This window comes from Massilia sp. FBCC-B171 (genome assembly GCF_059134155.1).
Map to the genome: position 1 here is coordinate 3,836,872 of NZ_CP101443.1, position 25,600 is coordinate 3,862,471.

23 protein-coding genes and 1 tRNA gene are annotated in these 25,600 nt (G+C 66.6%); 9 read left to right on the top strand and 15 right to left on the bottom strand.

The window, feature by feature from the left end; translation table 11 throughout:
- Positions 1-3 precede the first annotated feature (3 nt).
- The 7 genes from epsF to NMB41_RS17385 all read right to left on the bottom strand — a co-directional run bounded on the left by epsF (position 4) and on the right by NMB41_RS17385 (position 9,357).
- Positions 4-1,413, bottom strand: coding sequence for a chain length determinant protein EpsF (epsF, locus tag NMB41_RS17355; protein ID WP_494379051.1), 1,410 nt, complete (start codon positions 1,411-1,413; stop codon positions 4-6).
- Positions 1,414-1,429: 16 nt separating this feature from the next.
- The gene (gene epsE, locus NMB41_RS17360) at positions 1,430-2,230 is read right to left on the bottom strand and encodes a polysaccharide export protein EpsE (RefSeq protein WP_494379052.1); all 801 of its coding nucleotides are present in this window, start codon (positions 2,228-2,230) and stop codon (positions 1,430-1,432) included.
- A 31-nt stretch (positions 2,231-2,261) separates the two neighbouring features.
- Entirely contained in the window at positions 2,262-3,209 is a 948-nt protein-coding gene (locus NMB41_RS17365) for an EpsD family peptidyl-prolyl cis-trans isomerase (protein ID WP_494379053.1), read from the bottom strand.
- Positions 3,210-3,311: 102 nt separating this feature from the next.
- Complete coding sequence (gene fcl / locus NMB41_RS17370; protein ID WP_494379054.1) at positions 3,312-4,316, bottom strand: GDP-L-fucose synthase; 1,005 nt, start codon at positions 4,314-4,316, stop codon at positions 3,312-3,314.
- A gap of 211 nt (positions 4,317-4,527) precedes the next feature.
- A complete protein-coding gene (locus NMB41_RS17375; RefSeq protein ID WP_494379055.1) occupies positions 4,528-5,910 on the bottom strand; it encodes an undecaprenyl-phosphate glucose phosphotransferase in 1,383 nt (460 codons plus the stop codon).
- Positions 5,911-5,932: 22 nt separating this feature from the next.
- Positions 5,933-7,129: an XrtB/PEP-CTERM-associated polysaccharide biosynthesis outer membrane protein EpsL gene (gene epsL / locus NMB41_RS17380; RefSeq protein WP_494379056.1), complete on the bottom strand. Its 1,197-nt coding sequence runs from the start codon at positions 7,127-7,129 to the stop codon at positions 5,933-5,935.
- A 320-nt stretch (positions 7,130-7,449) separates the two neighbouring features.
- On the bottom strand, positions 7,450-9,357 hold the full coding sequence (locus tag NMB41_RS17385) for an ATP-binding cassette domain-containing protein (RefSeq protein ID WP_494379057.1): 1,908 nt from the start codon (positions 9,355-9,357) through the stop codon (positions 7,450-7,452).
- Between the two features lie 239 nt (positions 9,358-9,596).
- Between NMB41_RS17385 and NMB41_RS17390 the strand changes: the two genes are divergently transcribed.
- A tRNA-Arg gene (locus NMB41_RS17390) sits at positions 9,597-9,671 on the top strand.
- 46 nt (positions 9,672-9,717) lie between these two features.
- Here NMB41_RS17390 and NMB41_RS17395 read toward each other — a convergent pair.
- Positions 9,718-9,903 carry a hypothetical protein gene (locus NMB41_RS17395; protein WP_494379058.1) on the bottom strand — a complete coding sequence of 62 codons (186 nt, stop codon included), beginning with the start codon at positions 9,901-9,903 and terminating at the stop codon, positions 9,718-9,720.
- A 389-nt stretch (positions 9,904-10,292) separates the two neighbouring features.
- Here NMB41_RS17395 and NMB41_RS17400 point away from each other — a divergent pair, with 389 nt between their 5' ends.
- A complete protein-coding gene (locus NMB41_RS17400) occupies positions 10,293-10,727 on the top strand; it encodes a hypothetical protein (protein ID WP_494379059.1) in 435 nt (144 codons plus the stop codon).
- Positions 10,728-10,813: 86 nt separating this feature from the next.
- Here the strand turns inward: NMB41_RS17400 and NMB41_RS17405 are convergent, their stop codons facing one another.
- Positions 10,814-10,969 carry a hypothetical protein gene (locus tag NMB41_RS17405; RefSeq protein WP_494379060.1) on the bottom strand — a complete coding sequence of 52 codons (156 nt, stop codon included), beginning with the start codon at positions 10,967-10,969 and terminating at the stop codon, positions 10,814-10,816.
- A gap of 115 nt (positions 10,970-11,084) precedes the next feature.
- Here NMB41_RS17405 and NMB41_RS17410 point away from each other — a divergent pair, with 115 nt between their 5' ends.
- Positions 11,085-11,720: a DedA family protein gene (locus tag NMB41_RS17410; protein ID WP_494379061.1), complete on the top strand. Its 636-nt coding sequence runs from the start codon at positions 11,085-11,087 to the stop codon at positions 11,718-11,720.
- A gap of 3 nt (positions 11,721-11,723) precedes the next feature.
- On the opposite strand, the gene NMB41_RS17415 is transcribed toward NMB41_RS17410, so the two are convergent.
- From NMB41_RS17415 to NMB41_RS17435, 5 genes are all read right to left on the bottom strand, one after another.
- Positions 11,724-12,392: a response regulator gene (locus NMB41_RS17415; protein ID WP_494379062.1), complete on the bottom strand. Its 669-nt coding sequence runs from the start codon at positions 12,390-12,392 to the stop codon at positions 11,724-11,726.
- A 53-nt stretch (positions 12,393-12,445) separates the two neighbouring features.
- Positions 12,446-16,663 carry a hybrid sensor histidine kinase/response regulator gene (locus NMB41_RS17420; protein WP_494379063.1) on the bottom strand — a complete coding sequence of 1,406 codons (4,218 nt, stop codon included), beginning with the start codon at positions 16,661-16,663 and terminating at the stop codon, positions 12,446-12,448.
- A gap of 180 nt (positions 16,664-16,843) precedes the next feature.
- Positions 16,844-18,625 (bottom strand): gamma-glutamyltransferase, encoded by a 1,782-nt coding sequence (gene ggt, locus NMB41_RS17425; RefSeq protein WP_494379064.1) that lies wholly within the window; start codon positions 18,623-18,625, stop codon positions 16,844-16,846.
- 95 nt (positions 18,626-18,720) lie between these two features.
- Positions 18,721-19,479: a 3-hydroxyacyl-CoA dehydrogenase gene (locus NMB41_RS17430; protein WP_494379065.1), complete on the bottom strand. Its 759-nt coding sequence runs from the start codon at positions 19,477-19,479 to the stop codon at positions 18,721-18,723.
- Between the two features lie 122 nt (positions 19,480-19,601).
- Positions 19,602-20,219 carry a hypothetical protein gene (locus NMB41_RS17435; RefSeq protein WP_494379066.1) on the bottom strand — a complete coding sequence of 206 codons (618 nt, stop codon included), beginning with the start codon at positions 20,217-20,219 and terminating at the stop codon, positions 19,602-19,604.
- Positions 20,220-20,402: 183 nt separating this feature from the next.
- Here NMB41_RS17435 and NMB41_RS17440 point away from each other — a divergent pair, with 183 nt between their 5' ends.
- The 6 genes from NMB41_RS17440 (at position 20,403) to NMB41_RS17465 (ending at position 25,383) form a co-directional block, all read left to right on the top strand.
- Positions 20,403-21,701, top strand: coding sequence for an acetyl-CoA hydrolase/transferase family protein (locus NMB41_RS17440; RefSeq protein ID WP_494379067.1), 1,299 nt, complete (start codon positions 20,403-20,405; stop codon positions 21,699-21,701).
- 95 nt (positions 21,702-21,796) lie between these two features.
- Complete coding sequence (locus NMB41_RS17445; protein ID WP_494379068.1) at positions 21,797-22,237, top strand: DoxX family protein; 441 nt, start codon at positions 21,797-21,799, stop codon at positions 22,235-22,237.
- A 57-nt stretch (positions 22,238-22,294) separates the two neighbouring features.
- Positions 22,295-23,305 (top strand): acyl-CoA dehydrogenase family protein, encoded by a 1,011-nt coding sequence (locus tag NMB41_RS17450; RefSeq protein WP_494379069.1) that lies wholly within the window; start codon positions 22,295-22,297, stop codon positions 23,303-23,305.
- Positions 23,293-24,087 carry a PIG-L deacetylase family protein gene (locus tag NMB41_RS17455; protein ID WP_494379070.1) on the top strand — a complete coding sequence of 265 codons (795 nt, stop codon included), beginning with the start codon at positions 23,293-23,295 and terminating at the stop codon, positions 24,085-24,087. The genes NMB41_RS17450 and NMB41_RS17455 overlap by 13 nt, the downstream gene beginning before the upstream one ends.
- Positions 24,068-24,670: an SAM-dependent methyltransferase gene (locus tag NMB41_RS17460; protein ID WP_494379071.1), complete on the top strand. Its 603-nt coding sequence runs from the start codon at positions 24,068-24,070 to the stop codon at positions 24,668-24,670. The genes NMB41_RS17455 and NMB41_RS17460 overlap by 20 nt, the downstream gene beginning before the upstream one ends.
- Complete coding sequence (locus tag NMB41_RS17465; RefSeq protein WP_494379072.1) at positions 24,667-25,383, top strand: glycosyltransferase; 717 nt, start codon at positions 24,667-24,669, stop codon at positions 25,381-25,383. The genes NMB41_RS17460 and NMB41_RS17465 overlap by 4 nt, the downstream gene beginning before the upstream one ends.
- 13 nt (positions 25,384-25,396) lie before the next feature.
- On the opposite strand, the gene NMB41_RS17470 is transcribed toward NMB41_RS17465, so the two are convergent.
- A complete protein-coding gene (locus NMB41_RS17470; RefSeq protein WP_494379073.1) occupies positions 25,397-25,591 on the bottom strand; it encodes a DUF1059 domain-containing protein in 195 nt (64 codons plus the stop codon).
- Positions 25,592-25,600 lie beyond the last annotated feature (9 nt).

The window sequence follows — 25,600 nt, forward strand, 5'->3', positions numbered from 1 at the left end:
CTTTCAGTTCAGGCGCAGGGGCCGGCGTGGTCCGATCAGGGCGCGCAGGCCGGTGCGCCGGGGCGCCGCATGCCACTCGATGGTGCCGAGCACGGGAATGCCAAGCAGCTCCTGCATGTCGCCGCCCGACCTCACTGGACGCTGCAGCAATTCGAGCAGCAGGGCCAGCCCCAGCCCCAGCACGGTGCCGAGCAGGATCGCGACGAGCGTATTGAGCAGCACACGGGGACCGGACGGCTCGCTCGGCGCCACCGCCGGATTCAGGACCGCGATGTCCGACTGTTCGGCCTGGGCCTCGATCCGGGTTTGCGAGAAGCGTCCGCTGGCGGAGTCAAACGCGCGCTGGGCGCTGTCGAGGTCTTTGAGCATGACGCTCAGTTCGTCGCGCGTACGGTTCAGTTCGAGCACGCGCGTCTTTTGCGCGGCCAGTGCGGCGCGCAATTGATCTTCGCGCTGGCGCAGCACTTGCGCATTGCCGCCGACACTCTTCGAGACCATGCCGAGCGCCGCATTCAGGTCAGAGCGCATCTTGTCGACCTCGGCGCGCGCGGCCTGGTATTGCGGATGATTGCTGCCGTAGCGCGCCATGCCCTCGGCCAGCTTGGCCTCGGCCGCGGCCAAAGCGACGCGCAGGTTCTGGATCAGCGGATTGTTGGCCACGTCGGGCGAGTTGGCGGCGCCGCTGCCCGCCATCCGTTCGCGCGAGGTCGCCTCGAGCGCCGCCGCCTGCGCCGCCACCAGCTGGGTCGACAAGTCGTTCAGGCGCGACAGTTCGACGTCGACGCGGTTGTTGTCCAGGCTGACGATGCCCTTCTCCTGCTGGTATTTCGACAGGCGCGCCTGGGCGTTTTCCACGTTGTCGCGCAATTGCTTCGTCTGTTCGTTGAAATAGGACGCGGTCTTTTTCATCGGATCGGTCTTGAGCTGCACGCTGGCGTTCTGGTATTGCTCGGCGAACGCGTTCGCCACCGCTGCGGCAAAGGCGGGGTCGGCGCCCTTGAAGCTGATCTCGACCACGCTCGATTCGCGCGCCGGCTTGATGTCGAGCCGCCTGAGCAGCAAGTCCGCGAGCCAGTCGCGTACCGTTCCCTTGCCCTCGGTCGCTTCCTGGAACTGGGCGAGGACGACCGGGCTGGTGGCCAGGCGCAGCCGGTCCACCACGCGCAGGGCCACGTTCTTGCTGCTGATGATGTCGATCTGGGTCGCCATATAGCCCGGCAGGAGCTGCCCCGGCATCGTCACGCCGGTCAGTGGATCGACGCCCTTGTAGTTCAGCAGGACCGACGCGGTGGCGGTATAGGTCTTGCTCTGCACCAGGCTCCAGCCCAGCGCAAGCAGAACGGTGGCGAACAGGCTTGCCAGGATCAGCCGGCGGCGCGCACGCAGCAGGGACAGGAATTGGCGCAGGTTCATGGCAGCTCCGGTCGGCTCAGAACCAGCTCTCGCGCACGGTGATCACGTCGTCGACCTGCACCGGGTCGCTGGCGCGCACCTCGAGCGTGACGGGACGCCCGTCGGGATCGCGCCGGGTGATGCGCATGCCGCTGTCGCTGCCGCGCTGCGTAAGGCCGCCACCGGCCGAGATCGCTTGCTGGACCGTCATCCCGCGCTCGATGCGAAACGCACCGGGCCGCTGCACTTCACCCGTCACATAGGCGCGCGGCGCCCGCTCGACAAAAATGATGTCGCCGCCGGCCACCTCGACGTCCTTGTCGAGCTCACCCTTGCGCACCATGTCGACGATGTCGATCGTCTCGCGCGTGGTCTTGCCGTCGCGCGTGCGTACCAGGCTGATCAGGTCGCTGCCCTCGGCGCTGACGCCGCCCGCCATCGCCAGCAGGTCGAGCACCTTGCGCCTTCCTTCGACCGGGTAGCGCCCCGGCCGGTTGACCTGGCCCAGCACCGACACCTGCTGGCTCGCCAGCGTCGTGACCAGCATGTTTACTTCGGCCTTCTTGAGGTAGCCGCCTTTTTCCAGCAGGCTGCCGATTTTCTTTTCAGCCGCCGCCACCGACATGCCGCCCACGGCGACCTGGCCGAGCAAGGGAAAGGTGATCGCGCCGCCTTCGCTCACGCGCGTCTCGACCGACAGGTCGGGGCTGCCGTAGACGGACAGGCGCACCACGTCGCCCGGGCCGAGCAGCACTTCGGCCGCCACGGCAAGTCCTGGGCCGAGCCCTGCGCCAAGCGCCAGCAGGCCGGCGGCAATCCAGTGTGCAAATGTCTTCATGATCGCTCCTCGCTGAATCCATCCATTGCGCTTACTTCAGGCCGGCGACGCCACGGTCGAGTGCGGCGTTATCGGGTACGGGCTTGTTGGCGGCGCCTGCGGCAGGCGCGCTCTTGCGATCGAGCGCCAGGTCCTTGTTCAGGTATTCGATCTTCGCGCCCTGGCGCAGGCGTTCGACTTCGGCCGCCGCCAATTCCTTGTTCTTGCGGGTGACGAGAAACTGCGCGATCTGGGGCGCGGCGACCGTCAGCGGCACCGGCGCGTCGCGCACCTCGGCCAGCGACAGCAGCATGGCGCGTTCGCCCTCGCGCACGCTGAACAGCTGGCCCTTCTTCATGCCCAGCAGCTTCTTTGACAGGGCCGCATTGAGGTCGGCGGTGCTGCGCGTGACCTGGGCGCGTCCGTACTTGATGCCTTGCGCATCGAGCCAGACAGCCACTTCTTCGAGCGAGCGCGCGCCGTCGGCCGCCGCACGCACGTCGGGCGTGAGGTCGGTTGCGGCGAGCGTGAGCTGCTCCATGCTGAACTGCTTGCGCTTGTCGAAGAAATCGGGGTGCTCCTTGTAATAGGCCTCGACTTCGGCCGGCGTGGGCGGCGGCAGCTTGGCGAGGCGCTTTTGCATGTAGGCCTGGGCCACGATCAGCGAACGCGCCCGTTCGATCGCCCCCATGACCTTCGGGTCGCGGTCGAGCTTTTCGCCCACGGCCGCGCGCTCGAGCAGTTCGCGGTCGATCAGCGCCTGCAGCAATTGTTTGCTGGCCTGCTGCTGGCGGGCCGCCGGAACGCCCGCGCGCTGCAGCTCCTCGTTCAATTGCAGGACCGTGATCTCTTCGCCATTCACGTTGGCCAGCGCCTGTCCGGGCTTGGCCGGCGGCGCCTTGTCGCCGCAACCCGATAACGGCCCCAGCACGAGCAGCACCAAAGCGGCGCCCCAGCCCGCCCTGCTTCGTGTTCCTTCCCTGCGAGCGATAGTCAACATAGGTCCTCGACAATGATGAAAGCGCGCCCTCCCCGCATGCGGGGATGGCGGTGAAGGCGCAGCCGGCCGCGGGCCGGGACGGCAATCGGCGCACCTGCCGCATCAGGCCGCGACATCGGCGACCTGCGCTGCAAGAAAGGCCGCGTAGGCGTGCTGCAAACCTTCGCGCAGCGGCATGCTGGCGCTCCACCCGAGCGCGCGCAGTTTCGATACGTCGAGCAGCTTGCGCGGGGTGCCATCGGGTTTGCTTGCATCGAAGACGATGCGCCCCTCGAAACCAACGACCTCGCGCACCATCTGGGCCAGGTCGTGGATGCTGACGTCCAGGCCGGTACCGACGTTGATGTGCGAATGCATCGGGTCGGTGCTGCTCGCGTAGTCCTCGGGTGCCAGGTTCATCACATGGACGCTCGCTGCGGCCATGTCGTCGACATACATGAATTCACGCATCGGCTTGCCGCTGCCCCAGATCACGACCTCGCCCGCCCCGCTCGCCTTGGCATCGTGGAAGCGCCGTACCAGCGCCGGGATCACATGGCTGTTTTGCGGATGGTAGTTGTCGCCCGGTCCATACAGGTTGGTTGGCATCACGCTGCGAAAATCGGTGCCGTACTGGCGGTTGTAGCTTTCGCACAGCTTGATGCCGGCGATCTTGGCGACGGCATACGGCTCGTTCGTGGGTTCGAGCGCGCCTTCCATCAGGAATTCCTCGCGAATCGGCTGCTGCGCCAGGCGCGGATAGATGCAGGAGGAGCCAAGAAACAGCAGGCGTTCGACGCCGGCGCGCCAGGCTTCGTGCACGACATTGGCCTGCACCATCAGGTTGTCGTAGATGAACTGCGCCGGATAAGTGTTGTTGGCATGGATGCCGCCGACCCTGGCCGCGGCCAGATACACCTGGTCGATGCGCTCGCTGCGAAAGAAGGCCCGCACCGCAGGCTGGTCGGTCAGCTCGAGCTCGTCGTGCGTGCGCATGACGATGGTCGAGTGGCCGCGGGCACGCAGGGCGCGCACGATGGCCGATCCAACGAGGCCGCGGTGGCCGGCGACATAGATACGGGGCTCTGGATGACTCAACGCTTCCTCCGATCCGGTTGTATTCGCCATGACGATGCCCACAATGGCGGCACTCATCTTCAAACGGGACGCCGTGCCAGCGTACCTGTCGTGGTCTGCGCGCTTCTTGACGAGCATCGCCGTTTTCTGGGGAACCAAAACCGCCGAGCGCAATCGGACAGCGCGGGCGCGCACGCCATGAAAGGCAATCTCAGGCAGGCGGCGGCTGCCCTGCGCTTAAGCCGCGTTGAAGGGCTTGGCCTCAAAACGCGTTCTCACGCGTCAAAATTACGCGCACTGTCTTTAAAATGATCCACAGGTCGAGCCATACCGACCAGTTGCGCAAATAGTCGAGGTCGTACTGGATGCGCGCTTCCATCCGGTCGAGCGTGGCCGTCTCGCCGCGCAGGCCGTTTACCTGGGCCCAGCCGGTAATGCCAGGCCGCACCTTGTGGCGCAGCATGTAGCCTTTGATCAGTTTTCTGTACTGCTCGTTGTGCGCGACAGCGTGCGGCCGCGGCCCGACGATGCTCATGCTTCCCTGCAGGACATTGACGAATTGCGGCAATTCGTCGAGCGAGGTGCGCCGCAGGAAGCGCCCGATCGGCGTCACCCGCGCGTCGTCGCGGCGCGCCTGGACGATCTGGCTGCCGTCGTCGAGCGTCCACATCGAGCGGAATTTGTAGACCATGATCTCCTCGCCATACAGGCCGTAGCGGCGCTGGCGGAAGATGACCGGCCCGGGCGAGGTGCACTTCACGGCGAGCGCGATCGTCAGCATCAGGGGGGCCAGCAGGATCAGGATGATGCTGCCGAAGACGATGTCGCTGGCCCGCTTGATCATGCTGTTCAGGCCCATGAAGGGGGTCTCGCGGATGGCGATGACGGGCATGCCGCCGACATTGTCGAAGCGCGCCTGCATCAGGTCGAACACATACACGTCCGGCAGGAAATAGACCGACGCGGTGGTGTCCTGCAGTTCGTCGATGAGGCGGCGGATGCGCGGCTGGCCCGAAATCGGCTGGCTGATGAAAATGAGCTTGATGTTATTGCTGCGCACGTAGCCGATCAGGTCGCCCACCTGGCCGAGCACCGGATGGCGCAGGCCCGGCGGGTGGCGCACCCTGGCGCGGTCGTCGAAGAAGCCGTGCATCTGCATGAACAGGTTCGGATGAAAGTCGCAGATGCCGGCGAATTTTGCCCCCACCTCATTGGCGCCGACGACGATCACCGAGCGCACTTCGTGCCCGCGGACAGGCCGCCCGGCCGCCCGCCGCACCAGGATATGGCTGACCAGCAAGGTGATGGGCGTGGCGATCGCCCAGGCCAGCAGGACGCGTTCGTCGTAATAATATTTGAGGCCGCTGGCCGAGCCGAGGAAGTACAGCACGCCGATCGTCACGCACCAGCCGAACACGGTATCGCGCGCATAGGCCAGCATGCGTCCGCTGCGCCAGGTGCGGTAGGGATCGACGTGCTGGTAGACCGCCGAGGAGATGAAAAAAGCGAGGATCATCAGCACCAGCGAATAGCCCGAGAAAGGTTCGCGGAAAACGAGCGAGGACACATACAGCGAGCCCATGATGATCAGGGGATCGAGTACGCGCTGAAAGAACGAGATGAGCGGAATGTCGTTGACGGTCATCGCAGGGAGAGTCGGAACGGCGTCAGAACTGCGCGCTGGCGTTGATGACGAAGGTGTTGGCCTTGAAGTCGCCGATGCCGAGCACGGGCGAGCCGCTGCGCGACTGGTACAGCCACGCCGCCGACAGCGTCAGCTTGCGCCGGACCAACCAGCTTGCCTTGAGGCTGGCCGAGCGCAACGAATCGTCCAGGTCGCCGGACGTAGTGAAGCCCGCGCGCGGCTTGTAGTCGCGCTTCTCGTAGACGGCGTCGGCCTCGACCCGAATCTTGCCGGTCGCGTCCCAGGTGGCGCTGGCGCTGACGCCCTTGTTCTGCGTATAGCTCACCAGGGTGCTCTCGAGGGGCGCGAAATCGCGCCATACCGACGCGCGTGCGCTGAGCTTCCCGCCCGGTTCGTAGAGCAGCGTGAAGCGGCCATTCGCGCCGCTCGTGCGCCCGGAGCCGAACGAAGGCTGGGTGCGCCGCGCATAGCCGGCCAGGCCCTGGATCGTGGTCGTGCCGGTCGCCTTCCAGTCGACCCGTACCTTCAGCTCTTCCTGATCGAAGTCGTCGGTCAGAAAGCCCAGGGTGGCCGGACGCGGGTTCGGATAGCTGCCCTCGATGCGCCGCAGCACCAGCCCGACGGTGCTGCCGCTGGGCGCCAGGTAGCGCCCTTCGAGTTCGGCGACGTCTTCGGTGCGGTCGTTGAACGATTGCGCTGCCAGCTCGTAATCGAACTTGTCGCGCGCCAGTGCGGCGCGTGCCTCCCAGCGCGGATGCAGCTTCCAGGCGCCGTCGAAAAACCCGCGGCGCTGCTCGCGCAGGTTGCGCTGATCGCTTTGGAAGTCGGTGTACGGCGCCAGCGTTTGCGCATAGGTGGCGCCGAGCTTTCCCGAAAACCGGTTCCCCAGCTGCCAGTACCAGGTCGCCTGCGCATCCTGCCCATCGTAGTCGAGCTGGCGGAAATGGTCGAACTTGACTTTCGAGAGCTTGGCGACGGCCAGCACGCGCTGGCGCCGGATGGACTTGTCGTAGGTCGCGCCGACCTCGAAGGTGGTCCAGGAATCGGAACGCTGGTCGTCGAAGGCCGGCGCGCCGTCGGGAACGCGCAGCAGGTTGTCGTCGTGCGCCCAGCCCAGACGGCCGTACAGCGCGAGCGGGGTCTCGGGAACGGCTGCGGCAGGAAGAAGGACCATCGTGCCGGCCAGGAAAGCGAGCGGGTGCAGGCGAAATCTCGACATGGCAGGTGTCTTTCGAAAGACATTGCGAAACCGGATTGAGGCACTGAGGCAATGCAAGGCGGGACGAAGCGCAAAGCCGTGCACCAGTAGAGTTCTGACCGCCGCGCGGACGCATGAGTTCCACCCGCGCGTTTGACGCAAGGGGACAAACGCATCGATGCAGATGCTAAGGTTTAGCGAGTGAGATGCCGGTCAGGAGCGACCGCAACGATGGGTTCGAAGGTGCGCTGGAGGCACACATCCGATGGCGGGACGCAAGGCGCGTCCGCCGTCAGAGAGGCCTCGGGCCGGTAGCCCGAGGCGGTGCAAGGCGGAGAGTCTTATGCCTCGCCGCGCGAGCGCGCTTCGATCTTTTCCCAGCGCTCGAGGGCGTCGAGCAGCAGTTCGTCGATCTCGGCATAGCGGGCGTTGATGCGGCGCGCGTCGGCCGGGTTGGTCTTGTAGAAGTCCGGGCCGTTGAGCTGGGCGGTGATGGCCGATTGCTCGTCCTCGAGCGAGGCGATCAGCTTCGGCAACTCCTCCAGTTCGCGCTGTTCCTTGTAGCTGAGCTTGACCTTCTTGGCGGCAGTATCAAGCACGGGCGATTCGGCGGCCTTGGCCGGCTTGGGCGCGGCAACGGCTTGCTGCGGCATGGTCGCCTTGACGCGTTCCCAGTCGGTGTAGCCGCCGACGAATTCGCGCCACATGCCTTCGCCTTCGGCAACGATCACCTGGGTCACGACGTTGTCGAGGAAGGTGCGGTCGTGGCTGACGAGGAAGACGGTACCGGTGTACTCCTCGAGCAGCTCTTCGAGCAGTTCCAGGGTATCGATGTCGAGGTCGTTGGTCGGCTCATCGAGCACCAGGCAGTTGGCCGGCTTGGCGAACAGGCGCGCCAGCAGCAGGCGGTTGCGCTCGCCGCCCGAAAGCGACTTGACCGGCGAACGGGCGCGCTCGGGCGCGAACAGGAAGTCGTTCAGGTAAGTCATCACGTGCTTGCGCTGGCCGTTGACCTCGACCCAGTCGCTGCCCGGAGCGATGGTATCGGCCAGGCTCGCCTCTTCGTTGAGCTGGGTGCGCATCTGGTCGAAGTAAGCAACGTTGAGCTTGGTGCCCAGGCGCGTGGTGCCGCTGTCGGCTTTTTCCTCGCCGAGGATGATCTTGAGCAGCGTGGTCTTGCCGGCGCCGTTCGCGCCGATCAGGCCGACCTTGTCGCCGCGCAGGATGGTGCCGCTGAAGTTCGAGACGATCACCTTCTCGCCATACGACTTCGAGATGTTGTCGAGTTCGGCGACGATCTTGCCGGAACGCTCGCCCATGCCGACGTCGAGCTTGATCTGGCCCTGGGTGTCGCGGCGCGCGACGCGTTGATCGCGCAGCGCTTCCAGGCGGCGTACACGGCCTTCGTCGCGGGTACGGCGTGCCTGCACGCCCTTGCGGATCCAGATTTCTTCCTGCGCCAGGAACTTGTCGAACTTGGCGTTCTCGACTTCTTCATTGGCCAGCAGTTCGCGCTTGCGTTCCTGGTAAGTCGTGAAATTACCTGGGAAGGACAGCAGGCGGCCGCGGTCGAGCTCGATGATGCGCGTGGCGACATTGTCGAGGAAGCTGCGGTCGTGGGTAATGAACAGGACCGAGCCGCGGAAGTCGCGCAGCAGGCCCTCGAGCCACATGATCGACTTGAAGTCGAGGTGGTTGGTCGGTTCGTCGAGCAGCAGCACGTCCGGTGCCGACACCAGCGCCACGGCCAGGGCGACGCGTTTCTGCATACCGCCGGACAGCGTTTTCATTTGCGCGTCGGCATTCAGGCCCAGCCGGTCGAGCGTGGTGTCGACCTTGTTGCCCAGATTCCAGCCATCGGTGGCGTCGAGCTTGACCTGAATGACGTGCATGCGTTCCATCAGCGCGTCGTCGTCGCCCTGGCCGAACTGGCCGGTCAAGGCTTCGTACTCGGCCAGCATGCCTTGCAGTTCGCCCATGCCGGCGGCGACGGCGTCGAACACGGTCGACTCCGGATCGAAGGTCGGCTCCTGCTCGACATAGGCGATTTTGATACCTTGCTGCATGACGAGCAGGCCGTCGTCGAGCTTGAAGCGCCCGGCGATGGTTTTCAGCAGCGAGGACTTGCCGGTGCCGTTGCGCCCGATCAGGCCGACGCGTTCGCCGGTTTCGAGGGAAAAGTCGGCATGGTCGAGCAGCGCGACGTGACCGAACGCGAGTTGCGCGGACGAGAGGGAAATGACAGCCATAATCTTAGTGAACTGGCCACGCGCAATCGTCTGGAAGACAACCCGTGTGGCGGGGGAAAGGTGAAAGAAGCCGCCATTGTACCGATTGCGGCGCCGACACTTCCAAGAGTCTTCCAAATAAGCCGGTTTCGTCGGCTATAATTGCACTCGGTTCACGATACCGGCCTGCTGTGCAGGGTCCGCTCGCCGAACTGCAGGCCCTGCCTGCTTGTCGTGCCGCCAACGGCGTCACGTGCGTCCTCCCCGTAGCACAATGGATAGTGCACATGCCTCCTAAGCGTGGGATACTGGTTCGATTCCAGTCGGGGGGACCACCACCTGCAGACCAGCTGGTCTTCTCTATTACCGACCTCCGTGAATTCAACTGTCGAGCTTGCGTGTCTTGTCGCGAGCTTGCTCCTCTGGAGTCAGGGGTACAAACGGTCCTTGCATACGGCGCTTTAAATAACGCTCGCCATCCGAGGAATTAAAAGCCTTCCACAACTTAATGGCGACGTAGACAATAAAAACGACAGCAATCGTTAGACCAATTGCGCGTACGTTCATTGCTTTCTCCTCAAATATCAGTTTCAGGGCTGATTGCAACCGCTCGTAAAGGCTCAGTGTACGAAGCGAGTATTATCAAGACAAGCGCCAGCCGTCATGCAGTGACGCCCAACCAAGATGAAGTGTGATACCTGCCGTTCCACACTGCCGGCTTCCCGACAACAGAACCTTTTTTGTATCAACGCTTTAGCTTAACCTCAAAAAGTAATTGAATCCAGTCGGGGGAACACCTCCAAATCATTCTTCTTGAGAATCGATGACTTACCCTATTCCGATAAAGCCTCGATAATAGTGTCATTACCCACAGCGCGCTCATTCTTGCGTAGCAAATCGTTTTACATGGCAGTACAATCAGTCGGTAATTTTTTGCTAACTCATTGGAGCTGGTCATGAAATGTACAGGACTGAGTCTGGCCGCCATGGCCTGGATTTCCGTTGCGTCCGCATATGCCCAACAGACTGCGCCGGCCATCGGCACTGCCGACGCCATGCAAGCCGATGCTGGGCAAGCCATCTCGACCGTGACAGTCACGGCGCGGGGCTTCCACATGGAGCCGGCGGAGTTCAAGGATTACGAGTACTCGTACAACCTCAGCAACGGTGAGGTGGTGCGTTTCAGCCGCAAAGTCGGGCGTTTCTACGCGTCCTTCCACGGCCAGCCGAACGTGGAAATCTTCCCCACCGCGGCCGACCAGTTCATGACCAGGGATGGCGCCAGATTGCGCTTCACGGAAGACGGCGACAAGCTGAGCATCGACCACTATGAGTTGCTCGCGCGCGCAGCCGGCATGCCAATCGCCGCCGTCGCGGGCGCTCCGAAATAAGCGTGCGCTTGAAAAGCTAAGCGCTGCAGTTTCACCTGTTTGCAAGCATTCTCAGTCCAATGTCCCTGCTGAGAAAGTACCGGTCCCTACTTTTTATTGATTACCCCGGCGCCGATGACAAGCAGCGCCGCTCCTACACCCGAAAACGCCGATTGGCGCATCACTGTTGCCGCGATAAAAAACATCACGCCGGATGCGATCAGCAGCCGGCCTGCGAGTTTGTTGTTCCGATGGTCTTTCAAGCAACTCTCCTGTCCTTTAAATGACTGTCAGTGCGCCGCAAGCATCTCACGGTTGCGCGGCTCAAAGCCCAGTCCGGTATATGATCGCTCCACCTGAGCCTGTGTGGAGTGTACGATGTTCGAGTTCATTACCGAGTTTTTGGAAAAAAGCGGCTATCTGGGCGTGTTTGCGCTGATGGGGCTGGAAAATATTTTTCCGCCGATTCCTTCGGAAATGATCATGCCCTTCGCCGGCTTTGTCGTCGCGCGCGGCGACCTGAACCTGGTTGGGGTGCTGCTCGCCGGCACCGCCGGGTCGGTGGCGGGCGCCCTGCCCTGGTATTACGCGGCCCGCGTGTACGGCTGCGAGCGCCTCAAGCGCATTGCCGGGCGCCATGCGCGCTGGCTGACCGTGAGTCCCGACGACATCGATACGGCGCTCGCGGCATTCAAGAAGCATGGGCGCAAGGCGGTGCTGTTCGGCCGGCTGATTCCCGCCGTGCGCACGCTCATTTCGATTCCTGCGGGCCTCGGCAACATGTCGCTGGGCCAGTTCCTGCTGTATTCAAGCATCGGTTCGCTGGCCTGGACCGGTTTGCTGACGGCCGCTGGTTTCCTGCTCGAGAATAATTACAAGGATGTGGCGAAGTATGTCGACCCGGTCTCGAAGGCCGTGCTCGGGGGCATGCTGGCCTGGTATCTATACCGCGTGATTACCTATCGCAAGCCGGCCGAGACCAACAGCCGCAAGAAGGAACACGAGACTCAGTAAGGTTCAGACGGCTGCCGCCTGGCGCACCACCGCGCTACGTGCCTCCAGCAGCGCCTGGGCGACGGACGCGACGCCCGGGGACGCTTCGGCGCGGGCCAGCGCCGCTGCCGCACGGCGCAGTCCCAGCATGGCGCAGCCTTCGCGCAGGCGCCGCAGGCGTTCCAGCGCCGCAGCCGTGTCGCCCTGCGCCAGGGCGGCCTCGAGCGCTGCTGCGGCCTCGCTCAATTGCCGCTCCAGGCCGCCCAGGTAGAGCGCCAGGCGCGCCGCGTCGATGCCGAGGCGCTCGGTGCTGGCCGCCGGCGTCTCGTCGGCCTCGAGCGCTATCAGGTGCGGGCGCAAGCCCTCGATCCGGAAAGGTTTGTGGACATAGCCGTTGGCGCCGAGGGCCTCGGCCTCGCTGATGGTCGCGCCGTCATTGGCTGCCGACACCAGCACGAAGGGCAGGCCGGCCAGTCCGGGCGTGCTGCGCACGAGCGCCAGTAATTGTGTGCCAGACATGTTCGGCATGCGCAAGTCGCAGAACACGATCGCGGGCTGCAGTCCCGCCTGCAGCTGGCGCCAGGCGTCGGCGCCATCCTCGGCTTCGAGAATGTCGTAGCTACCGCAGTTGTCGACCAGATGCATCAGCATCATGCGCGACACCACGTCGTCGTCCACCACCAGCACCTTCATTACCGCCCCCGGAAATTTGTTGCTCTAAAGAACATTATACGACGCCTTCCAGATCAGGCCGGCAGCCGCTCGAAGCTGCCCAGCAAGGTCTCGAGCCGTGGCAGCGCCGCTTGCAGCTCGGCCAGCAGCCCACGGTCGGCCGCCGCTTCGAGCGCCGCGCACAGGTCGGCCAGTTCGCCGGCGCCCAGGTGGGCGGCGCTGCCGCGCAGGCCGTGCAGCACGCGGGCGCTGGCTTGGGCGTCGCCCGCTTCCAGGGCCGCGCTCAGTTCAGCACAGCGGCGCGGCAGGTCGGCGGCGAAGGCCGCGCGCATGCGGGCATGCAGGGTGGCGGCGCGGTCTTCCACCTTCGGCGCCGGCGCGCTGGCGCCGTCGACGCCGAACATCGCATCGAGTTCCGCGGTACTCGGCCGGGCCGCCTGCATGGCCGGCAGGTCGATGCCGCGCTGCAGCTGGCGCTCGATGGCGCGGCTGAGTTGATAGTGCAGCGCCGCTTCGTCGATCGGCTTGGCCAGGAAGCCGTCCATGCCGCAGGCGAGATAGCGGTCGCGGTCTTCGTCGCTGGCGTTGGCGGTAAGCGCGACGATCATCAGGTGCTGGTCGAGCACGGGCGCGTCGAGCGTACCGCCGGCGCGGATCAGGCGCGTGGCCGTGGCGCCGTCGATCTCCGGCATGCGCCCGTCCATCAGGATGATGTCGAAGCGGGTGCGCGCACAGGCGGCCACGGCGAGCGCGCCGTTCTCGACGACTTCGATCTGGTGGCCCATTTCCTCGACCATCATGCGGGCGATGATCTGGTTGGTGGCGAAATCCTCGGCGCACAGCACGCGCAGGCGATGGGTGTGCGGCAGGCGCGGCGCGTGCTCGACCGTCGGCGGCTCGGCGCCGTCCGGCAGCGGCAGCACGAAGCTGAAGGTGCTGCCTTTCCCCTCTTCGCTGGTCACGCCGATCGTGCCGCCCATCAGCTCCACCAGCTGGCGACAGATCGCCAGGCCCAGGCCCGTGCCGCCGTAGCGGCGCGTGGTGGTGGTGTCGGCCTGCTCGAATTTCTGGAACAGGCGCGGCAGCGCCTGGGATGTGATACCGATTCCGGTGTCTTGCACCGAAAAACGAATCATGTGCTGCAGGCCGCCGGCCTGGTCTTCGGCGCGGCGCTCGACGCGCAGGCTCACCTGCCCGCTCGGCGTGAATTTGAAGGCGTTGCCGACCAGGTTGATCAGGACCTGGCGCAGGCGCGTGGGGTCGCCCATCACGAAGCGCGGCAGGTCTTCGCTCAATTCGATCGCAAAGCCGACGCTGTGCGCGGCCGCCTGTTCGCCGAACAGCCCGACCACATTATTGATTGCGGCATCGAGTGCGAAGTCGATGTTCTCGATGCTGAGCTTGCCGGCCTCGATCTTCGAGAAGTCGAGCAGGTCGTTGATGATCGCCAGCAGCGACTGGGCATTCGCCTGGCCGCGCGCGATCTGCTCGCGCGTGCTGTCGCGCACCCCGCCGTCGCGCAGCGCGAAACCGAGCATGCCGATCACGCCGGCCAGCGGCGTGCGCATCTCGTGGCTCATGTTGGCCAGGAATTCCGACTTCTGGCGCGCCGCGTCCTCGGCGCGCTCCTTGGCCAGCTGCAGGCGCTGCTCGTTTTCGTAGAGGGCGCGGTTGGCCCCGGCCAGCTCGTCGGTATTGCGCCGCACTTCGCGCTCGCGCTCGCGCAAGGTCGCGGTCTGCTGTTCGAGCAGGCGGTTTTGCAAGGCGATTTCCTCGGTGCGTACGCCCACCAGTCGCTCCAGGCGCGCCGTCTGGCGCGAGAGGCTGCGCACGCGCAGCGCGTAGCCGCCGTAGCAGGCGCCCAGCAGCAGAAGCAGGCCGGCACTGCGGAACCACCAGGTGCCCCAGACCGGCGGCTCGATCGTGATGGCGAGCGTGGCCGGGGTTTCGCTCCAGACGCCGTCCTTGTTGGCGGCGCGCACCCGGAACACGTAATGGCCCGGATCGAGGTTGGTATAGGTGGCGAAGCGCTTGCCGGCGTCGGTGCTGACCCAGGCCTGGTCGAAGCCCTCGAGTTTATAGGCGAAGCGGTTGCGTTTCGGGGCGGCGTAGTGCAGGGCCGAGAATTCGAGCGAGAACACCGAGTGCTGCGCCGACAGGGTAATGGCGCGCGCGTTTTCGACCGGGCCCGCCAGCAGGCCCGGGTAGGTTTGCACCGGGCGGTTGAAGATCTGGATGCCGGTGATGATCGCGCGCGGGGCGATGCGGTTGTGGCGCAGCGCCTTCGGATTGAAGCCCGTGACGCCGTTGAAGCTGCCGAAGTACAGGGTGCCGTCGGGCGCGCGCAGGGCTGATCCGTCGAAATAGGCGCCGTCGGTGGTGCCGTCGGCCGAGGTATAGCTGCGCCAGCTGTTGCTGGCCGGGTCGAAGCGCGACATCCCGTTCGTGGTGCTGATCCAGATGACGCCGTCGTCGTCTTCCAGGATCGCCGCCACCGAATCGTCGACCAGGCCGTCGCGCGTCGTGTAGCGCACGAAGCTGACCGAGCCGTCGGCGGCGGTCATCATCTTGTTCACGCCGACCGCGGTACCGACCCAGATATTGCCGGCCTTGTCTTCCAGCAGCGCATGGACCTCGTCGTGGCTGATACTGGCCGCGTCGAAAGGATCGTGGCGGAAATGGCGGAAGCGCTTGCTGCTGCGGTCGAGCAGGTCGAGGCCGTTGAACGACCCGACCCAGAGCCGCCCGCGCCGGTCTTCCAGCACCGGGCGCACCACATTGTCGGACAGGCTGGCCTGGCGGCCCGGATCGTGGCGGTAAGTTTCCAGCGCGCCCGTGCGCGGGTCGAGCCGGTGCAGGCCGCCGCGCGTGGAAATCCAGACTGCGCCATCAACCCCGAGCGTGAGCGCCCGCACGTTATTGGCATTCACGTCGCCCGGCACCAGCACGCGGCGCGTGAACCTGCCGCTGGCGAGGTCGAAACGGGTGATGCCGGTGCGCCCGCCGATCCAGACGATGCCGTCCTTGTCGCGCAGGACGGCATTGATCGACGGGTCGATCGGGCTGTTCGAATTGCCCGGCTCGTGGCGCCAGGTGCGGTAGGCATCGTCGCCGCTTTTGGCCGGATCGTAGAGTTGCAGGGTGCTGGCGCTGGCCAGCCAGAGCTTGCCCGTGCCGTCGTTGTCGATCGCGCGCACCCGGTTGTCCGCCGGTTTGCCGGGGCCGTCATAGTCGCGCAGGATGCGCGCGAAACCGCCGCTGCCGAGATCGACGCGCGAGACGCCGCCATACCAGGTGCCGACCCAGAAGGTGCCGACCCGGTCGTGAAACAGCGAGGCGATGTGGTCGTCCGCGAGGCTATGCCTGTCGGTGAAGATGCGGCGCTTGACGTCGAAGCGGTCTTCGGCCGCGTCCCAGCGGTACAGGCCGTCGTCATGGCCGCCGACCCAGACCTGGCCCTTGCCGTCGTCGTACAGGGACGAGATCCAGACGCTCGGGATGCCGTCCTGCGGGCCATAGCGGCGCGGCACGGCGCCCGCCGCACCGAGCGACATGCGTTCCAGCCCGCTCAAGGTGCCGATCCAGAGATTGTCGCTGGCGTCCGCCAGCAGCGCATGCACCGCCGGACGCGCGCCGGCGGCAAGCGCATGGTGCTCGAAAAGCAGCATGTCGGGCGCCAGGCTGTCGAGGCCGGCGGCGGTACCGATCCAGAGGCGGCCCCCCTTGTCGCGCGCCAGGGCGTTGATGTCGTCGCTGACCAGGCTGCGCGGGTCGCCCGCGGCATTGTGCCAGGTCGTGAAGCGGCTGCTGCGGATATCGAAATGCTGCAGGCCGTCGGCGGTACCGAGCCAGAGGCCATCCTTGCCGTCGTCGGTGATGGCGCGCACGTGGAGGTTGCCGTTGCCGCGCCGGGCCGGCTCGTCCGGCCGGTAGTGGCGGAAGCCCTGGATCGCCGGGTCATACAGGTCGAGGCCGCCGTCGGTGCCGATCCACAGGCGCCCTTTCGGGTCCACATGCAGCACGCGCACCCAGTTGTTGCCCAGCGTCGTTGGGTCGCCGACGACGTTGCGGAAGTTGATGAAGCGGTAGCCGTCGAAGCGCGACAGGCCGTACTGGGTGCCGAACCACATGAACCCGTCGGGGTCCTGGGTCATCGCCAGCACCGATTCCTGGGCCAGGCCGTCGTCCACGCCCAGGTGCTCGAAGCGCAAGGTCGGGCCCGGCGCCGCCAGCACCGGCAGCCCGAACCCGCCGGCCAGCGCCAGCAGCAAGGCGAACAGCAGCGCCCTCATGCGGCGCGCGCAGGAACGGGCAAGCCGGCGTCCGGGATCCGGATCAGGCAGGCATGCAGCGGCCGGGAAAGGTGCTTCCCGGCGCCGGCGGCGAAGTAACAGGTAGTTGGTTGGCGGTCCACTGCGCAAGGTTAGCAAACAAAGCAGAGCCTGAGGGCAATAATTAACTTTACGCTAATGCTAATCGCCTTTTGCAACGCCCTCGCGTCGCGGATCCGCACCACCGAACCACCAGGGCTCGCCGTGGATCGGCAGGCGCATGATGCCGTGCAGGCCGGAATTCTGTTCGCTCTGGCGCACCGCGTGTCCGCGCGCCTTGAGGGCGTCGAGGGTCGACTGCGGGAAACGCCCCGCTTCGAGTTCGGTCGGGCCATTGCGGCTGCCGAAGTTCGGCAGGTTGATCGCCTGCTGCACGTTCAGGCCCCAGTCGAGGGTTCCGACCAGTACCTTTGCCACATAGTTGATGATGGCCGGACCGCCGGGCGAACCGACCGCCAGCACCAGCTGCCCGGTCTTCTTGTCGAAGACGACGGTGGGCGACATGGCGCTGCGCGGACGCTTGCCCGCTTCGACCCGGTTCGCCACCGGGCCGCTCGCATCGCGCGAATCGAAGGAAAAATCGGTCAGCTGGTTGTTCAGGATGAAGCCGCCGACCATCTGGCGCGAACCAAAGGCGTCTTCCACCGTCGTCGTCATCGACAGCCCGGCGCCGTGGCCGTCGACCACGACCAGGTGCGAGGTCGAGGGGGTCTCGATGGCGTTGTCGCGGCCCCAGGCGACGTCCAGTCCCAGGGGATTGCCGGCCGGGGCTTCGCCCAGCGAACGCTCGCCGATGAGAAGCGCGCGTTTGGTGAGGTAGCTCTTGTCGATCAGGGCCGGCAAGCCGCGCCCGGGAAGCGGCACGAAATCGGTGTCGGCGGCGTAGCGGTTGCGGTCGGCATAGGCCAGGCGCCCGACTTCCGAGAACAGGTGCACGGCGTCCGGTCCGGGCACGCCGTCCGTCGGCGCGAGTTTCGCCATGTCGCGCGTCTCGAACATGCCGAGCATCTGGGCCACGGCAATCCCGCCCGAGGACGGCGGCGGCATGCCGCACACGGTGTAGGCGCGGTAATCGCTGCAGACCGGCTCGCGCACTTTGGGCCGGTAGTCGGCGATGTCTTTCGCCGTGAGCAGGCCCGGATTGGTCGGGTGCGCCTTGACCTTGGCGGCGATGTCGCGCCCGATATGCCCTTTATAAAAGGCGTCGGCGCCGCCGCGGGCGATCTCGCGCAGGGTTTTCGCCAGCGCCGGATTCTTCAGTATGTGTCCCGCTGGCCAGGGCTGGCCGGCCGGGTCGTAGAAATAGGCGGCCGCGGCCGGATCCTTGCGGATGTGGGCGTCCCAGGTCAGGAGGCCGTTCAGGCGCGGGCTGACCGCGAAGCCGCGTTCGGACAGGCGGATGGCGGGCGCGAACAGGGTTTTCCAGGGCAGCTTGCCGTGCTGCTTGTGGGCCAGCTCGAGCATGCGCAGCACACCCGGCGCGCCGACCGAGCGGCCACCGACCACGCCCGTGGTGCGCGAGACCGGCGTGCCGTCGGTATTCTGGAACAGGTGTTCGTTGGCCGCCATGGGCGCGGTCTCGCGGCCGTCGAAGGCTTGCACCTTCTTGCCGTCGTAATGCATCAGGAAGGCGCCGCCGCCGATGCCCGAACTTTGCGGCTCGACCAGGGTCAGCACCAGCTGGGTGGCGATCGCGGCGTCGATGGCGGTGCCGCCCTTTTTCAGGATCTCGTAGCCGGCCTCGACCGCCAGCGGATTGGCCGCGGCGACCATGTATTTGCGCGCGGCCCAGCCAGCCTTGTCGGCATAGCCGGTGGCGATTTCGGGGGCGCGCTGGGCGGTGTCCTGAGCCAGTGCAGTCGTGGAAAGCGGCGCAAACGCCAGCAGTGCCGCCATGCAGGCGAGCGTCTTGAACTTGATCATTGGATCTCCAAAAGCAAAACGGGCGCGCGACCTGCGTCGCGCGCCCGATACCGTTGGCATCCTACATCAAATTATCGGATGGAACAGTTGCGGCCTTATTTTGGCTGCATGCGGATGGCGCCGTCGAGACGGATCGTCTCGCCATTGAGCATCACGTTTTCGATGATGGCTTTCGCCAGGTGCGCATATTCCTTCGGCATGCCGAGGCGCGGTGGGAAGGGCACCATCTTGCCCAGCGAATCACGCACTTCCTGCGGCATGCCCATCAGCATCGGGGTTTCGAAGATGCCCGGGGCGATCGTCATCACGCGGATGCCGCTGCGCGCCAGGTCGCGTGCCATCGGCAGGGTCAGGCCGACCACGGCCGCTTTCGAGGAGCCATAGGCTGCCTGGCCGATCTGGCCGTCGTAGGCCGCGACCGAGGCCGTGTTGATGATGATGCCGCGCTCGCCGTGTTCCGCGCCTTCGGTATTGCCCATCGCTTCGGCCGCCAGGCGCGCCATGTTGAAGGTGCCGACCAGGTTGATGTTCACGGCGCGCTGGAACACGTCCAGCGGGTGTGGGCCATCCTTGCCGACGGTTTTCACGGCCGGCGCGACGCCGGCGCAATTGACCAGGCCACGCAGCGTGCCCATGGCCACGGCGGCGGCCACGACCGCCTGGCCGTCAGCCTCGGAGGTGACGTCGCACTTGACGAACTGGCCCTTCAATTCCGCAGCCAGCGCAGTGCCGGCGTCCACCTGCACGTCGGCGATGACGACCTTGCCGCCCGCTTCCGTGATCATGCGCGCCGTCGCGGCGCCCAGGCCCGACGCGCCGCCGGTGATGATGAAGACATTATTCTGAATTTGCATGGTTTCTCCTCGTTCCTTTATTAGCGTTCTGTTTTGACGTTTACGTTAACGTCAACCGGGAGGATTGTAGCGAACTTTTGGCGGGAAAAACCAGCTTTGTCGCAAAACCAGCCCGCCAGGATTCAGAAGCATTGCATCGTATTCCCGCTGCGGGTGCACAGGCGCCCGCCGCTGCTGACGGCGGCATTCCCGGCGCCCGTGTTGTAGGTCGTGCCATTGGTATCGGTGCAGACCCCGCCCAGGCAACTGTTGATCTGGGCCGGCCCCGGCACCACGGGCGCCGGCTGGGCCGGCGGCGGCGCCAACCGGGGGGCGCCGAGCGCCACGACCGGCACCACGTCGACCTGCTGGGGCGCAGAACGGCGCGCCGACCGGTTGGCGCCCTTTTTCTGTTCCTTGCCCTTGCCGGCCTTGGCCGGGTCTTTTGGCTGCGGAGCGACCCTGGCCGAGGGATCGGGTTCCAGGGGCCGCGCCGACGGATTGGCGCCGGCCTTTTCTTCCTGTGCTTGCGGACTCTGTTCAAGCTGGGCGCCCGGCTCGGACTTGATCGGCTGCGGGTGCAGCACGGGTCCGTAGCTGGGGCCGGTTGGCGCCGGCGTGCGCTGGCGCTCGGCCTGCGTTTGCGCCTGCCCTGCCTGGGCCTGGGCTCCCTGCGCGGCGGTACTGGCCGCCAGCGCCACCAGCAGCGCCACGGCGATTTGAACGGCGCGGTGCGGCCTGGAATGTTTTGCGTGCTTCATGATGGCGTCTCCTGGCGGTTTGCCGATGAAAGAATTATCTTCCGCCAGGCAGGCGCATGGCGCGCGCTTTCGCCCGCCCCGGCCGCATGCAGGCAAACTGTCATGTCCGCGTCAGCTTCGCGCGTTAGGCTAGGGGAAATGCGCCCGGCGAGGCGTGGCAGGCTTTAGACCATGGAGACCCACATGCAGACCGTACAGCAGCTCTACGACGCCAAACGCGGCAGCGCCCTCGAGGCCCTGGCGCACTTGCGCGACGACGACATGATCATCGTGCCCACTGGCGTGGGCGAACCGCCGGCGCTCCTCACCGCCTTGTCCGAACAGCGCACGCGCTGGCGCGGCATACGCGTGGCGCAAATCCTGGCCATGCGCAAGTACGGCTATTTTGACCAGGACACGGCGCAGCACGTGCGCCACGCCGCCCTGTTCTTCGGCGGCGCCTCGCGCGCCAGCGGCCAGGGCGGCTGGTGCGACTTTATTCCGAACTATTTTTCCGAGATCCCGGCACTGATCGAGCGCGAGCTGATGCCGGCCGACGTGGTCTTCGCCATGGCCTCGTCCATGAACGCGCAGGGCTATTTCGCCCTGAGCCTGGGCACCGACTACACGATGGCGGCCGTGGCCAAGGCGCGCGTCGTGGTGCTGGAAGTCAATCCCAACGTCCCCTTCGCGCACGGACACTGCCACGTCCACATTTCGCAGGTCACACACCTGGTCGAGAGCAGCGACCCCATCCTCGAAGTCGGCTTGCCGGCCATTGGCCCGGTGCAGGAAGCGATCGGCAAATTCGTGGCCGACATGATCGAGGACGGATCGACCCTGCAGATCGGCTACGGCGGCATTCCGGACGCGGTCGTGATGCAGCTGACCCATAAACGCGACCTCGGCGTGCACACTGAAATGATCGGCGACGGCATCCTGACGCTGGTGGAAAGCGGCGCGGTCACCAACAGCAAGAAGACCCTGTTGCCGGGGAAGATGGTGGCGACCTTCGCGCTCGGCTCGCGCCGCCTGTACGAATTCATGCACCACAACCCGATGCTGGAAATGCATCCGTCGAATTTCACGAACGATCCCTATATCGCCGGCCAGAACGACAAGCTCATCTCGATCAACGCCAGCCTGCAGGTCGACCTGCTCGGCCAGTGCGGCAGCGAAAGCATCGCCCACCTGCCCTATTCCGGCACCGGTGGCCAGGTCGACTTCGTGCGCGCGGCCAACCGTTCACGCGGCGGCAAGTCCTTCATCGTGCTGCCCTCCACAGCGAAAGACGGCACCATCTCGCGCATCGTCCCTGTGCTCACGCCGGGCACCCACGCCACCACCAGCAAGAACGACGTCAACTACGTGGTCACCGAATACGGCGTGGCCCAGCTGCGCGGCAAGTCGGCCAAGCAGCGGGCGCAGGAACTGATTGCGATCGCGCATCCGGATTTCCGGGCCTCGCTGCGCGCGGAGGCGAACCGGATGTGCGTGTTCTGAGATAGCAGGCAGGCGCGGCAATCACGCGGCAGCGCAGCGCCCGCCATGCCATCATGGGCGATCGCCGCCGCCGCGGCCTTTGCCATGGACGCCGCATGCCTGACCAAGCCCACCGCCTGATCCGCGCCCCTGCCGGCGCCGATGCGCGCCCGTTCAGCCGTGGCCAGGTCGCCGGACTGGCGTTCGTCTTCCTCTGGTTTTTCATCGGCGGCATCCTGCATTTCGTGGCGACCGATATCGAGGCAAGCATCGTGCCGCCCTGGTTCCCCTGGCCGGTGGCGGCGGTGCTGGTCAGCGGCGTGTTCGAACTGCTGGGCGCGTTCGGCATCCTGGTGCCGGCGACGCGCCGGGCGGCCGGCATCGGGCTGGTGCTGCTGACGCTGGCCGTCACGCCGGCGCATGTCTACATGCTGCAAGCGCCTGAACTGTTCCCGGTACCGCTGTGGGCGCTCTGGCTGCGCCTGCCGGTCCAGGCCGCCCTGCTGTGGCTGATCCTGTGGGCCACCTGGCGTGGAAACGGCGGACGCGCACGGTAGAAAACGCTACCCGATGAACATGATACGATGCAATTTTTACAATGCATTGCCCCGGTCATGGAACCCAGCCACAGCGCCCCCTCCCTGCACGCACACCTGTCCGAGATGGCCGGCATGGAACCCGGCGCGGCGCTTGGCCGGCTGGTGGCGGCCGGCTGCGATCGCCTCCCCCTGCCCGGACATGGGGCGACACTGGCCCGCTGGCGCGCCCTGGCGGCCGTCGGCGCCCACGACCTGAGCCTGGCGAAACTGTTTGAAGGACACACCGACGCCCATGCCATCCTGCACGAAGCCGGTGCCGCCCCGGGCGGACGCGACGCCCTGTGGGGCACCTGGTGCGCCGAGCCGCCGGACGCACGCCTGCTCCTGCAGGCTGCACCCGGCGGCAAGGCCGTGCTGCGCGGACGCAAGGCCTGGTGCTCGGGCGCGCAAACGGTGTCGCACGCGGTGGTCAGCTGCTGGAACGAGGCCGGGGAGCCGATGCTGGCCGCGCTCGACCTGGGCCAGGACGGCGTGCGCGTGACCGGAGACGGCTGGCATGCGGTCGGCATGCAGGGATCGGGCAGCGTCGACGTGCTGTTCGACGGCGCTGCCGCCACGCCCCTGGGCGGACCCGGATTCTATGTCGCGCGGGCCGGGTTCTGGCATGGCGGGGCCGGCGTCGCCGCCTGCTGGTTCGGCGGCGCGACGCGCCTGGCCGACGCCTTGCGCGCGCGCCTGGCCAGTCAAGCCGACCCGCACCGCCTCGCGCAACTCGGCGAAGTGTCGGTCGCCCTGGGCGCCAGCGCGGCCCTGCTGCGCGAGGCGGCCGCGGCAATCGACCGCGCGCCCACGGCGGACGCGATGCTGGCGGCGCTGTCGGTGCGCCTGAGCGTGGAAGCTGCCGCCACGGCGACCCTCGCCGCCGCCGGCAAGGCGCTCGGGGCGGGTCCTTTGTGCAAGGACCCGGCGCTCGCGCGCCTGGTCGCCGACTTGCCGGTGTTTATGCGCCAGAGCCATGCCGAGCGCGACCTGGAAGCGGTCGGACGCATCGTCGCCGCCGCAGAGGAGCTGCCGTGGACGCTGTAATCGCGGCCCGCCGCATTGAAGGCGACGGCACCCCGGCGGCGGCCTGGCGCGGCGACCCGCAGCTGCAGGCGGTGTTGCCGCTGTCGGCCGAGCGGCTGCTGGCCGCCTGCGCCCGGGTGGTGGTGGTCGCGCCCCACCCGGACGACGAAATCCTGGCCTGTGGCGGCCTGCTGCAAGTGGCCGTCGAGCACGGCTTGCCGCAGCTGCTGGTCGCGGTCACCGATGGCGAGGCGAGCCACCCCGGGTCGGACCAATGGACACCCGCGCGCCTGCGCGAACAGCGTCCGCGCGAAACCCTGGCGGCGCTGGCCTGCCTTGGCATCGCGCATCCCCGCCTGCAGCGCCTGGGGCTGCCCGACGGCGGCGTCGCCGCGGCCGAGGCCACGCTGGCCGCGCGCCTGGGCGCCATCCTGCGCCCCGCCGACCTCGTGGTCACCACCTGGCGCTACGACGCCCACCCCGACCATGAAGCCTGCGCCCGCGCCTGCTTCGCCGCTGCGCGCGCCTGCGCCGCCGCCCTGTTCGAGGCGCCGGTCTGGGGCTGGCACTGGAGCGCGCCCGGCGACGGGGCGATGCCGCTGGCGCAGGCGCGCAAGCTCGTACTCACGCCGGCCATGCTGGCGCGCAAACGCGCCGCCCTGATGTGTTTTAAAAGCCAGCTCGGCCTAGAGGGCCGCGCCGAAGGCCCGGTGCTGACCGCGCACGCGATCGAGCGCATCCTCCACCCTTTCGAACTGTATTTCCATGACACCGGACCCGTCCATGCTGCAGCAACACTTTGAAGCCCTGTACGCTGCCAGCGACGACCCCTGGGAGGTCAGGGCGCGCTGGTACGAGCAGCGCAAACGTGCGATCCTGCTCGCCAGCCTGGGCAAGCAACGCTACCGCAGCGCCTTCGAGCCCGGTTGCGGCAATGGCGAAATGACGGCCGCCCTGGCGCCGCGCTGCGCGCGCCTGCTGGCCTGCGACGGCGCAGCGGCGGCGGTCGCGGCGGCGCGCAGGCGGATCGGCGAACACGGCGCGGCAACCACGATCGAACAGCGCAGCCTGCCTGCGGACTGGCCCGCCGGCGCCAGCTTCGACCTGATCGTCATGAGCGAACTGGGCTACTACTTCGAGGCGGCGGCGCTGGACGCGATGCTGGCCCAGGCGCGCGCCAGTCTCGGGGACGACGGCGAACTGGTGCTGTGCCACTGGCTGCACGATTTCGGCGACCGCGTCATGCCGACCGCCGACCTGCATGCCCGCGCCGGCGCCTTGCCGGGCCTGGTGCGCACGCTGCGGCACGAAGACCAGGACTTCCTGCTCGAAGCCTGGCGCGCGGCGCCAGGGGCAAACGCAACGACAAGCGGAGCGGCATCATGATCGGCATCGCGGTCCCCGCCCATAACGAGCAGGCCATGCTGCAGGCCTGCCTGGCCTCGCTGCTGGCGGCCGCGCGCGACCCTGCGCTGGACGGCGAAGCGGTCTGCGTGTGCGTGGTGCTCGACGCCTGCGACGATGGCTCGGCCGCCATCGTGGACGCCCAGCGCGCCGCATTCGCGGCGGCCAGCGTCGCGCTCGACTGCATGGAGGTCGGCGCGCGCCAGGTCGGCATCGCGCGCGCCGCCGGTGCGGCGCGGCTGCTGGCGCGTGGCGCCCGCTGGCTTGCCTTCACCGATGCCGACACGCGGGTGTCGCCGCACTGGCTGGCTGCGCAATTGCGCCTGGGCGCAGACGTGGTGTGCGGCTCGGTGGCGGTCGACGACTGGTCGCCGCACGCGCAGAATGCCGAGGCGCTGCGCGAACACTTCGCGCGCACCTACCAGGACCGCGATGGCCACCGCCACATCCACGGCGCCAATCTCGGCGTCTGCGCGCTCGCCTACGTCGCCGCCGGCGGCTTTTCGGCGGTCTCCTGCCACGAAGACGTGCTGCTGGTCAAAGCGCTGGAAGCGAACGGCGCCCGTTTTGCCTGGAGCGCCCAGCCGCGCGTGTTTACGAGCGCACGCACCGACGCGCGGGCGCGCGGCGGCTTTGGCGATACGCTGCTGGCGGTGATGGCCAGCGCCGCGCCGCAAGCCGGCGCCGCAGGGTAAGCCGTACGCCGTTTCAGGCGGGCGGCTGCCCCTCGTGCATCGTCTGCTTCAGCTGCTCGCGAAATTCCGGCGTATCGCGGTGGCCGTGCACGCTTACCGCGTGCTGGACTGCGACCGCCATCAATTCCTGCTCGTTGTCGGCCGCAATCGTCACTGAGCAATTTGTGACGCTCGGAAACTCGCGGCAGTCGATGTACTTGCGTGCCATGATGATCTC

Coding starts and splice junctions, on each gene's coding strand:
- epsF (WP_494379051.1), bottom strand. CDS start 1,413: ATGAACCTGCGCCAATTCCTGTCCCTGCTGCGTGCGCGCCGCCGGCTG.
- epsE (WP_494379052.1), bottom strand. CDS start 2,230: ATGAAGACATTTGCACACTGGATTGCCGCCGGCCTGCTGGCGCTTGGC.
- NMB41_RS17365 (WP_494379053.1), bottom strand. CDS start 3,209: ATGTTGACTATCGCTCGCAGGGAAGGAACACGAAGCAGGGCGGGCTGG.
- fcl (WP_494379054.1), bottom strand. CDS start 4,316: ATGGCGAATACAACCGGATCGGAGGAAGCGTTGAGTCATCCAGAGCCC.
- NMB41_RS17375 (WP_494379055.1), bottom strand. CDS start 5,910: ATGACCGTCAACGACATTCCGCTCATCTCGTTCTTTCAGCGCGTACTC.
- epsL (WP_494379056.1), bottom strand. CDS start 7,129: ATGTCGAGATTTCGCCTGCACCCGCTCGCTTTCCTGGCCGGCACGATG.
- NMB41_RS17385 (WP_494379057.1), bottom strand. CDS start 9,357: ATGGCTGTCATTTCCCTCTCGTCCGCGCAACTCGCGTTCGGTCACGTC.
- NMB41_RS17395 (WP_494379058.1), bottom strand. CDS start 9,903: ATGAACGTACGCGCAATTGGTCTAACGATTGCTGTCGTTTTTATTGTC.
- NMB41_RS17400 (WP_494379059.1), top strand. CDS start 10,293: ATGAAATGTACAGGACTGAGTCTGGCCGCCATGGCCTGGATTTCCGTT.
- NMB41_RS17410 (WP_494379061.1), top strand. CDS start 11,085: ATGTTCGAGTTCATTACCGAGTTTTTGGAAAAAAGCGGCTATCTGGGC.
- NMB41_RS17415 (WP_494379062.1), bottom strand. CDS start 12,392: ATGAAGGTGCTGGTGGTGGACGACGACGTGGTGTCGCGCATGATGCTG.
- NMB41_RS17420 (WP_494379063.1), bottom strand. CDS start 16,663: ATGAGGGCGCTGCTGTTCGCCTTGCTGCTGGCGCTGGCCGGCGGGTTC.
- ggt (WP_494379064.1), bottom strand. CDS start 18,625: ATGATCAAGTTCAAGACGCTCGCCTGCATGGCGGCACTGCTGGCGTTT.
- NMB41_RS17430 (WP_494379065.1), bottom strand. CDS start 19,479: ATGCAAATTCAGAATAATGTCTTCATCATCACCGGCGGCGCGTCGGGC.
- NMB41_RS17435 (WP_494379066.1), bottom strand. CDS start 20,219: ATGAAGCACGCAAAACATTCCAGGCCGCACCGCGCCGTTCAAATCGCC.
- NMB41_RS17440 (WP_494379067.1), top strand. CDS start 20,403: ATGCAGACCGTACAGCAGCTCTACGACGCCAAACGCGGCAGCGCCCTC.
- NMB41_RS17445 (WP_494379068.1), top strand. CDS start 21,797: ATGCCTGACCAAGCCCACCGCCTGATCCGCGCCCCTGCCGGCGCCGAT.
- NMB41_RS17450 (WP_494379069.1), top strand. CDS start 22,295: ATGGAACCCAGCCACAGCGCCCCCTCCCTGCACGCACACCTGTCCGAG.
- NMB41_RS17460 (WP_494379071.1), top strand. CDS start 24,068: ATGCTGCAGCAACACTTTGAAGCCCTGTACGCTGCCAGCGACGACCCC.
- NMB41_RS17465 (WP_494379072.1), top strand. CDS start 24,667: ATGATCGGCATCGCGGTCCCCGCCCATAACGAGCAGGCCATGCTGCAG.
- NMB41_RS17470 (WP_494379073.1), bottom strand. CDS start 25,591: ATGGCACGCAAGTACATCGACTGCCGCGAGTTTCCGAGCGTCACAAAT.